Genomic DNA, 12201 nt, shown 5'->3' on the forward strand with positions numbered 1-12201 from the left:
TCGCCATCACTCCGCCGTTGTGCGCAACCTTCATTTCTCTTAAAAGGCCTGGCGATGGGACCGGGCCCATGCCGACCCAAGCGAGGAATGCCTACTACATGAAGACTTCGATCGTTGAAAGCCGGCAATCCTGGTTTATGCGCAATCGCATGACGGTGCTGACGGTCGTCATCGTCGCAGCCTATGGCCTCTTCATCCAATGGTTCTGGGGTTGGCCTGTTATCATCAGGCAGTGGGCCGATGTCGGCGCGGGTCCGGTGATCGGCGCGCTCGTGCTATTGACGAGCACCTATTTCCTGCGCACCTGGCGCATCTATGATTATTTTCCGAACGAAACGGCCGGCCGGTTCGCGGTCCTCTTCCGCGTCACGCAGATCCACAACCTGCTGAACATCATGCTGCCCTTCCGCACCGGCGAGACCAGCTTTCCGCTGCTGATGCGCACCGAATTCGGCATTCCGCTGACGCGCGGAACCTCGGCGCTGTTCGTCATGCGGCTGCTCGACCTGCATGCCCTCCTGGCCGCTGCCGGCATCGGTTTTGCCGTTGCATCAGCCGATCCGGCTGTGGCCTGGTCGCTCTGGACAGCCTTTCTGCTGTTGCCGGTCGCAGCCTTCGCCGCCCGCAAGCCGCTGCTGCGCCTTGCCGCCAAGCTGCTACCGAAGAAAGCGCAGAAATTCGTCGCCGAGATCGAAAACGGCTTGCCGCTCGATGCCATCGCCTTTGCGCGCGCCTGGGCGATGACCATCGTCAACTGGCTGGTGAAGGTGATGGTGCTGGCATGGGCGCTCGGCCTGATGGGCGTGCTGCCAATGGCGGCGAGCTTCGGCGGCGCGCTCGGCGGTGAACTCTCCTCGGTGTTGCCGATGCATGCGCCCGGCGGCGTCGGCACCTATCCGGCCGGCATCACCGCCGGCGCCATCGCCTTGGGAGCATCGAGCGAGCGGCCGGCCCTTGCCGCGCTGGCACAGGCGAGCGTCAATGCCCACCTGCTGATCATCGTCTCGGCGCTGACCGGCACCGCGATCTCACTGCCGTTCGGACGTCGCGGCAAGCTCTGATATCCGTTTTCTCAGAAACGCCTGCTCCGGCTCCTGCCGGCAGAGCGACAGCGCCGTTTCATAGGCCGCGATCGCCTCTTGCTTCCGGCCGAGACGGCGCAGGAAATCGGCACGTGCCGAATGGGCGAGGTGATAGGCCTGCAGCTCCCGGCGTGCCAGAATGGCATCGACCAGTTCCAGCCCCTTGGCCGGCCCTTCCGCCATCGCGATCGCCACGGCGCGGTTGAGCTCGACGATCGAGGAGGGCTGCGCCGCCAGAAGCAGATCGTAATAGAAGGCAATCCGTCGCCAGTCGGTTTCCTCGGCAGCCGGCGCCTTGGCATGCTCGGCGGCGATCGCCGCCTGCAGCGTATAGGTGCCGACCTCTCCCGTCCGCATTGCTTCTGTGAGCAGCGCCAGGCCTTCCGCAATCTTCGCACGGTCCCAGAGCGAGCGGTCCTGATCGGCAAGCAGCACCAGCGATCCCTGCTCGCCGCGGCGGGCGGTGCGACGGGAATCCTGCAGCAGCATCAGCGCCAGCAGGCCGGAGACGTCGGGATGCGGCAGCAGCGCCAGAAGCAGCCGCGCCAGACGTATCGCCTCTGCGGTCAAGTCGGCCCGGACCACGTCTTCACCCGAAGAGGCGGAATAGCCCTCGTTGAAGACCAGGTAGATGACGTGCAGCACCTGGTCGAGCCGCGGCGGCAGCGCCTCGTGGCCCGGAACCTCGTAGGGGATCTTCGCAGCCCGGATCCTGCTCTTGGCGCGCACGATCCGCTGGGCTACCGTCGGCGCCGGAGTGAGGAAGGCGTGGGCGATTTCTTCGGTGGTTAGCCCGCAGATTTCTCTGAGTGCCATCGCCATCTGCGCATCGGCCGGAATGGCCGGATGGCAGCAGGTGAAGATCAGCCGCAGCATGTCGTCCTCGATCGGTTCCATATCGCCGATGTAAGTTGCGTCGGGCGAGTAGAGGCTGTCCTCGATGTGATGCTGTGAAGCATCGAAACGCGCCCGCCGCCGAATCGTGTCGATCGCCTTGAAGCGCCCCGTGGAAACGAGCCAGGCGAAGGGATTGCCGGGAATGCCGTCCGTTGGCCATGTCCGGGCAGCCGCGGCGAAGGCGTCGTGAAGCGCTTCCTCCGCCCGGTCGAAATCGCCGAGCAGGCGGATCAGCGTCGCCAGCACCCGGCGCGATTGCGTTCGGTAGATCTCCTCGATGACGCGTTCCAAAAGGGCACCTCAGTCCGGCAGGGTCAGCATTCGCACGGGCCTCAGTTCGACGGCGCCGTAACGTGCCGAAGGGATCCGACCGGCAATTTCCCTAGCCTTCACCATATCCGGTGCCTCGATGACATAGAAGCCGGCCAAATGCTCCTTCGTCTCGACATAGGGGCCGTCGGTGGCCGACAGCGTGTTGTTCCGAACGCGCAGCACGGTCGCCGTCACAGGCGTCTCCAACGCATCGGCATGGATCATGATGCCGTCGCGGCGCAGCTCATCGACGAAGGCGAAATGCGCTTTGACGAGTTCATCGGTCTCTTCCGATGTCAGCGTGCCGTCGGTGTCGGCGCAATTGTAGATCAGGCAGATGTAACGCATGGCTCAGCATTCCTCCTTGATCGAATAGGCTGGCCGCACTTCGATGGAGCCGTATCGCGCTACGGGAAAAGTGGCGGCGATATCAGTTGCCTCTTCCATGTCTTTCGCCTCGATCAGCACGAAGCCGCCGAGATGCTCTTTGATTTCGGCGAAGGGACCGTCGGTCGTCGTCACCGCATTGTTGCGGACCCTGACCGTCATTGCCGTCGAAGGTTCGCGTAGCGCCAACGCCACCAGCAGGTGGCCGCTGTCGCTTAGCCTGTCGTCGTTGATGATCGAATCCCGTGTCAGCTTTTCGCCGTCCTCGGCTGAAATGGCACTGATCTTTGCGGTTTCGAACCAGACCTGGCAGAGATATTTCATCGCCGTCTCCTCACGCGTCTTTGCCGAAGGAATGAATGGGCCGCACTTCGATCGCGCCGAGCCTGGCGAGCGGGATGCCGGCGGCAATGCGGATCGCTTCGTTGAGATCCTTGGCCTCGATCAGGATGAAGCCGCCGAGCGCCTCCTTCGTCTCGGCGAAGGGACCGTCCGTCACCGACATCTCGCGGTTGCGCACTCGGACAGTCACTGCCGATTTCGGCGACTGCAGTGCCTGGGCGACGATCATATGGCCGCTTTCGACGAGGTCCTTGTCATAGTTCAAGGAATTGGTGTCGAGTTCGGCCTTCTCTTCTTTCGTCATGGCGTCGAGTACCCCGCCATCGAACCAGACCTGACAGAGATATTTCATCGCGGACAGCCTCCTTGTGAGCGTTTCAATAACCCTGGACGACCGAGCTCCACGCATTTCGACAGCGGCGGAAAAAATCTTTGTGCCGGCCGGCTGTCGAAATCGCAAGGCAGCACTCGACAAGGCTTCATCGAAACCTGTCGAGGAGACCTGTAATGAGCATTCTTGAAATCGCCCTGGCAAGCCACATCTGGGCACGCCGTCGTGAAAAGCGTCAGCTCGTACTCGACGATGCCGATGCGCTGAAGGTTCTTCTGCGCATCGCTTTCGTCTTCGTGGCCTTCACCCTGCTGATATCAGGGCTGAACCTCGCCGCCGGCAGGCCGCAGATGCTGGCAGACGGTTCGTCGCCTGTCGTGACGGGCAGATGAGCAAACGGCCTATTGGAAGGCAGTTTCGAAGAAGCTGCGCAGCTTGCGTGAATGCAGCGCTTCCTTCGGCATGGCGGCAAGCTTCTGGACGGCGCGGATGCCGATCTGCAGATGCTGGTTGACCTGTGTACGATAGAAGGCCGTTGCCATGCCCGGCAGCTTCAATTCGCCGTGTAGCGGCTTGTCGGAGACGCATAGCAGCGTGCCGTAAGGCACGCGGAAGCGGAAGCCGTTGGCGGCGATTGTCGCCGATTCCATGTCGAGCGCGATCGCGCGCGCCTGGGAGAGCCGTTTCACCGGCCCGCGCTGGTCGCGCAGTTCCCAGTTGCGGTTGTCGATCGTGCCGACGGTGCCGGTGCGCATGATGCGCTTCAGCTCGAAACCCTCATAGCCGGTGATTTCGGCAACGGCGGCTTCGAGCGCCACCTGCACCTCGGCCAGCGCCGGGATCGGGACCCAGACCGGCAGGTCGTCGTCGAGAACATGGTCCTCGCGCATATAGGCATGGGCCAGAACATAATCGCCGAGCCGCTGGCTGTTGCGAAGACCGGCGCAGTGGCCGAGCATCAGCCAAGCATGCGGACGCAACACTGCGACGTGGTCGGTGATTGTCTTGGCGTTGGACGGGCCGACGCCGATATTGATCATGGTGATCCCGGCATGGCCCTTCTTCTTCAGATGGTAGGCCGGCATTTGCGGCAGGCGGGTGAGGGCGGCATCCGTTTCCGGTGCCTTCGAGCCGGGCAGGGTGACGACATTGCCGGGCTCGACGAAAGCAGTATAGCCGTCACCGTCCTCCGCCATCATCTTGCGCGCCCAGCTGCAGAATTCGTCGATATAGAACTGATAGTTCGTGAACAGCACGAAATTCTGGAAATGCTCGGCATGCGTCGCCGTATAATGCGACAATCGGGCGAGCGAGTAGTCGATGCGTTGCGCGGTGAACGGCGCGAGCGGCGAGGGCTCTCCCGGCGGCGGGATATATTCGCCATTGGCGATCTCGTCGTCGGTGGTATTGAGGTCGGGCGTGTCGAAGATATCGCGCATCGGAATGTCGACGAATGCGGTCGTCGATGCTTCCACATGCGCACCCTCGCCGAAGGCGAAGTGCAAGGGGATCGGCGTCGTCGATTCCGAGACGATGACAGGAACATTGTGGCTCTTCATCAAGAGCGCCAGCTGCTCCTTCAGGTAATGCTTGAAGAGCTTCGGCCGGGTGACTGTCGTCGTATAGATGCCGGGTGCCGTGACATGGCCATAGGAAAGCCGCGAATCGACATGGCCGAAGCTTGTTGTCTCGATGCTGACCTGCGGATAAAAAGCGCGGTAGCGCGAGGAGATCGGAGCGCCCTGCGCAAGTTCGGCGAAGCTCTCGATCAGGAACGCCGTATTGCGCTCGTAAAGCGCCATCAGCGTCTCGACCGCCTTGGCGGGATCATCGAAACTCTCAGGCTGGAAAGGTGGTGGAGAGGATATTTCGAGGGGCGACAAAGGGGAGATTCGTTTGTTCATGACGCATTATAGAGAGTTGTTTTTGACAAGCAAACGACGCGCGCCGGCGGATTCCGTTTTTTTATCCTTTTCCGTGTCGGATTCCAGTCATCGCACCGTAGGCGCGCAGAAGGTGCCGTTTCTCTCCAGGCAGGTATAGCTCGCCCCGAAATGCGACTGCGCCCCGCCGCCACCCTGGTGCACCACGACCGCCGAAAACGTGATAGCGAAGATCGCCGCAAACAGCGTGATGATGCTAAAGCGTCTTGCCAGAATATAGATGTTCATCCCCTTGTCCCCGACACGCAACTCTATCGTGACAATAGTTTTGCCATGCGATGGCTGAACGAGTGCTGAGATGCCGGTTCATCAGCCGTTCAGCTTGCCGGGCAGGCTCGGCCAGGTTGCGGAGAGGATTAGAAGGGGTCGCTGGGCGAATTCGACGCCATAAGAATTCGCCGGCTGGCGTAGCGGAGGAGACCGCAAAGGGCTTCGAGGCATGCCGGCGTGCCGGCATGCTTCAGCGTTTGGGATGATCGTTGCGCCTTCTTATGGCCTCAGAGCCGCGTCCAGGTCTGCGACTTGCAGAGGATCTTCATCACGCAGCCCTGCATCCTCAGCGAATTGCCGGAAACCTTGCCCGCGCCGCTATAGGTCTTCTCGGCGGCCGGGTCGGTGATCTCGCCGGCATAGCTGCCGCCGGTTCCCGCCAGTGTGCCGATCTTCCGGCCGGCATATTTACCGGTTTTCAGTGTCACGCAATAACTGCCGCCGCAGGATGCGATCACCGCCGTATCGCCGGCGGCCGTCTTCCAATTGCCTACGATCGGCTCCTCGGCATGCGCGATACCCGCGATCATTGCGATGGCGCCGGCGAGAACGAAGCTGCGGATCATCTTTTCCTCCATGATGTCCTTGATCGCGGCGAAAATAACTGACGCGAACGTAAAGGTAAACAGGGTCAATCGCTATCATGCTGGCCGGCTGAAAAACGCGAGAAAAAGCCGTTCGTCCAGCTTCCAAAGAGATCGCCTGCTGATTTCATGATGAACAATCCCTTTATTTTCAAATCTGAATCTTTCGTAAAATCCGCTCGAAAATCCTTAATTCGCAGGGAGTCCGATGTTTAACGAAAATCCAATTTTACCAAGTGTTTGCACTTTGTTTGTCTCAAATTAATCATGCATTTTAGGCGTTTTTTGAAAGCCGTTTGGCATAGTGAACCCATCAAACGAGCGGGGCAAACCCGCCGGACCGCAAGGGCCACAAGCCGCGATAGACGGCAAGGCCCAGAGGTAAAACAGGGTAAGTCATAAACAGGCTAACAGGGATAAAACCGATGGCACGCTTTGAAATGCACAATGCTGAAACGGCCACCATGGGTGGCGACAACAGCGCCGATGTCTTCTGCGAAATGGGTCTGATGTATGCGACCGGCCGCGGCTGCGAAGTCGATCTCGTCTCAGCCCACAAATGGCTGAACATCGCCGCAATCAAGGGCAACGATCGCGCCGCCGAGCTTCGTGCCGACGTGGCCGCCGCCATGGACAAGATGCAGCTCGCAGCAGCGCTGCGCGCCGCCCGCGAGTGGATGACGGTTCACTAAGGAATTCGACAAGAGCAGCAATAACAACCTCGGAAAGAGGGAGCTGGCGGGGCGCTTTGGACGGGGCCGACGCAGGGAGAACGGAACCGCGACCGGATCCTCCACCGGCCGCGGTTTTTCCGTTTTATCGGCCGATCTCTTTCAGGACCTGCGGCAGCGTCTCTTCGAGCAACGCCATATCCGCTTCCGGCCCGACGCTGACGCGAATGCAGCGATTGAGCGGCGCCACGCCAGGCATGCGGATGAAAACCCCGTGCTCCATCAGCCCGTCGACGATCGCCCTGGCATAAGCACCGTCGCGGCCGGTGTCGATCGCCACGAAATTCGTGGCCGAGGGCAGGGGCTCAAGACCGTTCGCCCGGGCGATACCGCCGATCCGCTCCCGCGCCGCATGGATTTTCCCGACCACCTCGACGAGATAGGCCTGGTCCTTGAGGGCGGCGAGCGCTGCGGCCGTTGCCAGCCGGTTCATGCCGAAATGATTGCGGATCTTGTCGAAGGCCTGCGCCGTGCCTGCTGTCGAGATCACGTAGCCGGTGCGTGAGCCGGCAAGTCCGTAGGCCTTGGAGAAGGTGCGGGTGCGAACGACGTTCGGCAGCTCGATCAGCGAGGAGATCGACGGCAGCGAACCTGCCGGCCCCGTTTCGCTATAGGCCTCGTCGAGCACCATCAGTGTCGTCTCGGGCAGCGAACGGGCGAAAGCAACGATACTGTCGGCATCCCACCAACTGCCCATCGGATTATCAGGATTGGCGAAATAGACGAGCGGCGCATTCTCGCGCTTGACGGCATCGAGCAGGCCGTCGAGATCCTCGCGGTCGTTTGCGTAGGGAACGGTCACCAGCCGACCGCCGAAACCGGCGACATGGAAATTGAAGGTCGGATAGGCGCCGAGCGAGGTGATGACGGGCGCGCCCGGCTCGATCACCAGCCGGACGATCTGACCGAGCAATTCGTCGATGCCGCTGCCGATGGCGACATTGGCGGCCGAGACGCCGAGATGGGCTGCAAGCGCTTCCCTGAGCGCGAAGTTCTCCGGATCATTGTATTTCCAGATATTGCCGGCTTCCTCGCGCATCGCTGCAAACACGGAGGCGGCTGGGCCGAAGCCGTTCTCATTGGCGCCGATGCGCGCCGAAACGGCAAGCCCGCGCTGGCGCTCGATCGCCTCGGGGCCGACGAAAGGGACTGTGGAAGGCAGGGCGCTGGCAAGAGGTGTGAAGCGCGAAAAGGCGGACATGCGACGGCAGTTTCCCGGACATAATGACAATTGGCGAAACAATAGGCCCGGGCACGGCCAACGCAAGCAAGATTATTTCCGCAACTGCGGCCTGTTCAGGCGCGGAAGATCGGCGCACGCCGGGCGGCAATTGCCTCCATGTTGCCGACGAGGAAATCGGTGCGGACGACGCGGCGCAGAACCTCGGGGTCCATGATGTTGATGAACCGCACCCCGATGCGTTCCTTATGGCGATAGACCTCGGCGCAGCCGATGCGATAGGCGAGGCCAAGAATGTTGAGATAATAGTGCTTTGGCAGGCCGGCCGTGGTCGAGACGACGAAGGTGGCGCCACCCTGGGAGATATCGATGATCTCGGCGCTTCGCATGGAGACGCCTGTGAGGCATGGCCGGACGGCGACGATGCGGGCTGGCCGTTTGACGCTGAATTCTTCCCAGCGCAGGTCGTAGACGGCGGATTTGACCGTGGCAAGGTGTGTAGCGCGGAGCATAGTCATTCACATTCTCCGTCAGTCAGGACGCATTGGGGGTTTATCTCAATCAAGCTGACCTTGATCTCATTCAGGCTGGCTTGATCGAGCAACTGGTCTTGATCCCAACCAAGGTCACATGAATGTTTTGCACATTCGTCAAATATAAAATTACAATTTTAACGAGTTCAAACTTTGTTCCCAAGCGGGACGCCTTCATGTTCATTATCGGGACGCGGTTTCCATTCCGAGCCTCCCGTTTCAGCCAAAAAATCTGACGGTAAGATATCCGCCGGCGGCGGTCAGCGCCGTTAGAGCCGTGCCCCAGGCCATGTCGACCAGGCTCATGACGACTGGCCAGTTGCGAAGCGTGGCAAGATTGGTGATGTCATAGGTTCCATAGGCCGCTAGTCCCAGAATGGCACCGTGGAGAAATGCGGTGGCGATCGAGCCTGCCGACAGCGCCGGCAGCATTGCAAGCACAACCACTGCGGCGGCGAAGAACAGGTAGAACAGTGCGCCGACCGCAAGATTGGGCGAGGGCAGCATCAGCGTTCCCAGTTGGTCGCGGTAGAAGTTGCGGGCGATGAGGCCGAGCCATATCCCGTCGCAGATGAGAAGGGTGAGAAAGGCGCCGGCATAGGCGAGCAGTGATGTCTTCATTGTCAATCTCCCGAACTTGGCCTTTCTACGCAGCAAGGACCGGCCGGATCGCCGCCCCGTTCGATTTCGGCGCAATTTTCCCGAACTCTTTCAATGGCCGAGCGTTGTGTCTTGATCGATGAAGCACGGCGCGCTTCGAATGACGACAGCGAGGAGTTGAAGATGACTGATGTCAAAATCCCTTGGGAATCATGGGTCGTGGTCTGCGATGGAGCCAAGGCTCTGATCATGCAGAATGCCGGCGATGCCCAACTGGTGAACCTGAAGGTGCTGGAAACCCTGACGCAGCCGAGCGCGCCGGATCGCGAGATTGGCGCCGATAAGCCTGGCCGAACCCATGCTGCAGACGGACTGAGCGGCAGCGCTGTCGAGGAGACCAGTTGGCAGGATCAGGCCGAAGCCGAATTTCTGAAACAGGTGGCGGGAAAGCTCGACGACTTGGTGCAGGAAAAGAAGGCCCGTCGCATCGTCCTCGTTGCACCGCCGAAGGCGCTTGGCACGCTGCGGCCGGCACTCCGCGCCGATACGCAGGCGGTGATCACCGCGGAAGTGGCGAAAGACTATACCAATATGCCGGTCGACGAGATCGAGCGGCATCTCGCCGCCTGAGCCGGCAAGAGCCTACCTATTAGTGAACGCGGGTCGAATGGCCCGCGTTTCTCATTCCGCCGCGTCAAGCGGACGGTCTCTGCCCGGCAAACAGCTCTTCATGATCTGCAAAGAGCGCCGCCAGACGGTCGATGACGATCCTGACCTCCGGCCGTTGCCGTTCGTCGTCATGCGCAACGATCCACATCTCGTAAGTCAGTTCGTCGATCACTGGCCCGGCGCGGACGAGCCTGCGCTCCTGATCGCCGATGAAACAGGGAAGCACGCCGCGGCCGGCACCGCCGCGGATGAGGTAAAACAGCATATGCGGCGTGTTCGTCCAGCTGGTGATCCAATAATCCGGCTGCTCGAAAGTCCATTTGTCGGCCGGCGTGACGGCGGTATCGGTGCCGAGCGAGATCCAGTTGCAATTCGTCTCGTCATAGCCGGCCGACTGATAGGCCGCATGCGCCACCTAGACCGAACGGCGGATGGCGACGTTGCCGCTCTCCGGCCGGCTATGGCTAATGGCGATATGCGCCTCGCGGTAAGTGAAATCGACGCCCGTGTCGCGGGTCTTGTAGCACATGCGGAAACTGTCCTTCGGCGTCCAGACGTTGGCCAGATGGTCGGCGATGAAGCGCGAGGTCCAGCTGTCGGTGGCCGTCGAGACGATCGGCAGCGTCAGCACCTCGCCGCGCCAGTCGGAGATCGCGCGCGCCGCATCCTGCATCAGCCGGACGCGATCGAGCAACGCCTGCCCATCCTTGGCCAGCAGATAGCCGGTAGGGCCGCGGCTGAACAGCGAGCGCCCCGTCACCCGTTCGAGCGCCAGCATGCGCCGGCCGATCGTCGGCGCGCTGAGCCCAGTGCGGGCCGCCGCCGCCGAAAGCCCGCCGCCTGTCGCAACATGGAAGAAAAGTTGCAGGTCGTCCCAGCTCGCATCTTTCATGGATGAAAACCCCCTTTCTCCGGCGCCTCTACATCGGAAGGGCGCGAAGGCTTAGCTCAAGTGCTCCAGGAAATAGATGGAGGATGAAGCTATGGATCTCAACTGGGTTGTTCTCTTCAGGGAAATCGAAATCCGCAATCGGCGGATCCGCCGCGGTCCCTTGACCGATCCGCTTGCCGACCCGCTTGATCGTCCGGAATGGCGCGGATTTCTCTGGGCCGTTCCGATCATCGCACGTCTCGCCGCAAGACGAAGCGGCGAAACAAAGGAGACGTGCCGCGATGATTCACGGATCGGAAAAAGCCTCAGGTTTCGAAGTTCAATCGCAACACGTGGTGCAGGAATTCCGGATTGATCAGCATGTTGAAGCTGATCGTCACCAATTCGCCTTCGCGTTTGACCACGGTCGCGCCGATCTCGTCATGGATGCCGAGGATTTCGAGGAAGAAATGGCTCGGTATTTCCAGGTTCGGGCTGACTTCGAGCAATGCGCCGGCAAGCGTGATCGTGCGGATCAGGCAGCGCACCTGCGTTCCGGTGCTGAGGTGATGGCCGACGAAGATGATGTTGCCGGGCCTGTCGAGATTGAATTCCCTGTAAGCACGTTCCGGCTTGGGGTGTTCTGTGTCGAGGTGCATCTGAAAGGCCCTTTTAGCCTCCGCTTGTTCTACGACAAGATATTAGCGGAAGAATGCTGACACTTGCTGAAGAACATCGGTAAAATTGAATGACTCTGGGAAACCTGCGGGAAAATCGCACCGATTTCGTGCAGATTTGCCCCAAAGTTGCGCATTCCCCAGCGCATCCGCGCCATTCTTGACATGTCGGCGGCGTTCGCGCATACAAAGGCCGGTTCGAGGCACCGGCCGCTCGCGGATGAAAATCCATGGTGAAGCCCTCGCGATCATGGTCACGGCCCCTTGTGCATGCTGACTGGCGGCAATGCGAGCTCCCATCCGCAGTCGAAGAGCATGCCTTTCGAAGGCTCACGCCATGACGACGACCTATCCTGCCATTGAAGAATTGAAGGCCCAGGCCAAGCGCCTGCGCCAGGCGATGAATGATCGCGGCACCCCGCTCACCCACAGTGCGGCCCTGGAAATGATTGCACGCCAGCATGGCGCACGCGATTGGAATACGCTCGCAGCCCTGGCGGCAAAGCCCAATACCGCTCCGAAGACGCCGCTCTTCGTCGGCGCGCATATTCGCGGCCGTTATCTCAATCAGCCCTTCACCGGCGAAGTTCTGGCGCTTTCGGCCCTGCCGGGCGGCGATCTGCACAGGATCACCATCCATTTCGACGAGCCGGTGGATGTCGTCACCTTCGAGAGCTTTTCGGCCTTTCGCCAGCGTGTGAACGCGCAGATCGATGCCGACGGCGTCTCGCCGAGGAAGACCTCGAACGGCGTGCCGCATCTGGTGCTCGATCTCTAGATTGTTTTTGTCCT

Annotated in this window: 17 protein-coding genes and 1 pseudogene; 6 read left to right on the forward strand and 12 right to left on the reverse strand. The window is 60.8% G+C overall.

Annotated features, from left to right (window positions below; all coding sequences use genetic code 11):
- The first annotated feature begins 98 nt into the window (after positions 1-98).
- The gene (locus BS629_RS25270) at positions 99-1061 is read left to right on the forward strand and encodes a lysylphosphatidylglycerol synthase domain-containing protein (protein WP_026242299.1); all 963 of its coding nucleotides are present in this window, start codon (positions 99-101) and stop codon (positions 1059-1061) included.
- Here the strand turns inward: BS629_RS25270 and BS629_RS25275 are convergent.
- From BS629_RS25275 to BS629_RS25290, 4 genes are read right to left on the reverse strand one after another with little or no spacing between them, the layout of a single operon-like run.
- Entirely contained in the window at positions 1029-2270 is a 1242-nt protein-coding gene (locus BS629_RS25275; protein WP_018241362.1) for an RNA polymerase sigma factor, read from the reverse strand. The genes BS629_RS25270 and BS629_RS25275 overlap by 33 nt on opposite strands.
- A 9-nt stretch (positions 2271-2279) precedes the next feature.
- On the reverse strand, positions 2280-2639 hold the full coding sequence (locus BS629_RS25280; protein WP_077988531.1) for a YciI family protein: 360 nt from the start codon (positions 2637-2639) through the stop codon (positions 2280-2282).
- Between the two features lie 3 nt (positions 2640-2642).
- Positions 2643-3002, reverse strand: coding sequence for a YciI family protein (locus tag BS629_RS25285; RefSeq protein WP_018241364.1), 360 nt, complete (start codon positions 3000-3002; stop codon positions 2643-2645).
- 10 nt (positions 3003-3012) lie between these two features.
- Positions 3013-3372: a YciI family protein gene (locus BS629_RS25290; RefSeq protein WP_018241365.1), complete on the reverse strand. Its 360-nt coding sequence runs from the start codon at positions 3370-3372 to the stop codon at positions 3013-3015.
- Positions 3373-3527: 155 nt separating this feature from the next.
- On the opposite strand from BS629_RS25290, the gene BS629_RS25295 reads away from it, so the two are divergent.
- The gene (locus tag BS629_RS25295; protein WP_245268222.1) at positions 3528-3743 is read left to right on the forward strand and encodes a hypothetical protein; all 216 of its coding nucleotides are present in this window, start codon (positions 3528-3530) and stop codon (positions 3741-3743) included.
- A 9-nt stretch (positions 3744-3752) separates the two neighbouring features.
- On the opposite strand, the gene BS629_RS25300 is transcribed toward BS629_RS25295, so the two are convergent.
- The 3 genes from BS629_RS25300 to BS629_RS25310 form a co-directional block, all read right to left on the reverse strand.
- A complete protein-coding gene (locus BS629_RS25300; RefSeq protein WP_018241367.1) occupies positions 3753-5255 on the reverse strand; it encodes an AMP nucleosidase in 1503 nt (500 codons plus the stop codon).
- Between the two features lie 87 nt (positions 5256-5342).
- Positions 5343-5522: a hypothetical protein gene (locus tag BS629_RS25305; protein WP_018241368.1), complete on the reverse strand. Its 180-nt coding sequence runs from the start codon at positions 5520-5522 to the stop codon at positions 5343-5345.
- Between the two features lie 269 nt (positions 5523-5791).
- Positions 5792-6130, reverse strand: coding sequence for a DUF2147 domain-containing protein (locus BS629_RS25310; protein WP_003558027.1), 339 nt, complete (start codon positions 6128-6130; stop codon positions 5792-5794).
- 443 nt (positions 6131-6573) lie between these two features.
- Between BS629_RS25310 and BS629_RS25315 the strand changes: the two genes are divergently transcribed.
- A complete protein-coding gene (locus tag BS629_RS25315; RefSeq protein ID WP_018241371.1) occupies positions 6574-6840 on the forward strand; it encodes an SEL1-like repeat protein in 267 nt (88 codons plus the stop codon).
- Positions 6841-6964: 124 nt separating this feature from the next.
- Here the strand turns inward: BS629_RS25315 and BS629_RS25320 are convergent, their stop codons facing one another.
- From BS629_RS25320 to BS629_RS25330, 3 genes are all read right to left on the reverse strand, one after another.
- The gene (locus BS629_RS25320; RefSeq protein WP_018241372.1) at positions 6965-8080 is read right to left on the reverse strand and encodes a pyridoxal phosphate-dependent aminotransferase; all 1116 of its coding nucleotides are present in this window, start codon (positions 8078-8080) and stop codon (positions 6965-6967) included.
- Positions 8081-8175: 95 nt separating this feature from the next.
- Entirely contained in the window at positions 8176-8577 is a 402-nt protein-coding gene (locus tag BS629_RS25325) for a pilus protein PilZ (protein ID WP_003578226.1), read from the reverse strand.
- Between the two features lie 234 nt (positions 8578-8811).
- Positions 8812-9213 (reverse strand): DUF2177 family protein, encoded by a 402-nt coding sequence (locus tag BS629_RS25330; protein ID WP_018241374.1) that lies wholly within the window; start codon positions 9211-9213, stop codon positions 8812-8814.
- 162 nt (positions 9214-9375) lie between these two features.
- On the opposite strand from BS629_RS25330, the gene BS629_RS25335 reads away from it, so the two are divergent.
- Positions 9376-9822 carry a baeRF12 domain-containing protein gene (locus BS629_RS25335; protein WP_026188334.1) on the forward strand — a complete coding sequence of 149 codons (447 nt, stop codon included), beginning with the start codon at positions 9376-9378 and terminating at the stop codon, positions 9820-9822.
- Positions 9823-9886: 64 nt separating this feature from the next.
- Here BS629_RS25335 and BS629_RS25340 read toward each other — a convergent pair.
- A pseudogene (locus tag BS629_RS25340) lies at positions 9887-10753 on the reverse strand (LysR family transcriptional regulator).
- Between the two features lie 91 nt (positions 10754-10844).
- On the opposite strand from BS629_RS25340, the gene BS629_RS39995 reads away from it, so the two are divergent.
- Entirely contained in the window at positions 10845-11108 is a 264-nt protein-coding gene (locus BS629_RS39995; protein WP_018516529.1) for a hypothetical protein, read from the forward strand.
- Here BS629_RS39995 and BS629_RS25350 read toward each other — a convergent pair.
- Entirely contained in the window at positions 11059-11391 is a 333-nt protein-coding gene (locus BS629_RS25350) for a hypothetical protein (protein ID WP_018241377.1), read from the reverse strand. The genes BS629_RS39995 and BS629_RS25350 overlap by 50 nt on opposite strands.
- A 355-nt stretch (positions 11392-11746) precedes the next feature.
- On the opposite strand from BS629_RS25350, the gene BS629_RS25355 reads away from it, so the two are divergent.
- Complete coding sequence (locus BS629_RS25355) at positions 11747-12187, forward strand: glyoxalase superfamily protein (protein ID WP_018241378.1); 441 nt, start codon at positions 11747-11749, stop codon at positions 12185-12187.
- Positions 12188-12201 lie beyond the last annotated feature (14 nt).

This window comes from Rhizobium leguminosarum bv. viciae USDA 2370, assembly GCF_002008365.1.
In the GTDB taxonomy this organism is placed as follows: Bacteria; Pseudomonadota; Alphaproteobacteria; order Rhizobiales; family Rhizobiaceae; genus Rhizobium; species Rhizobium leguminosarum.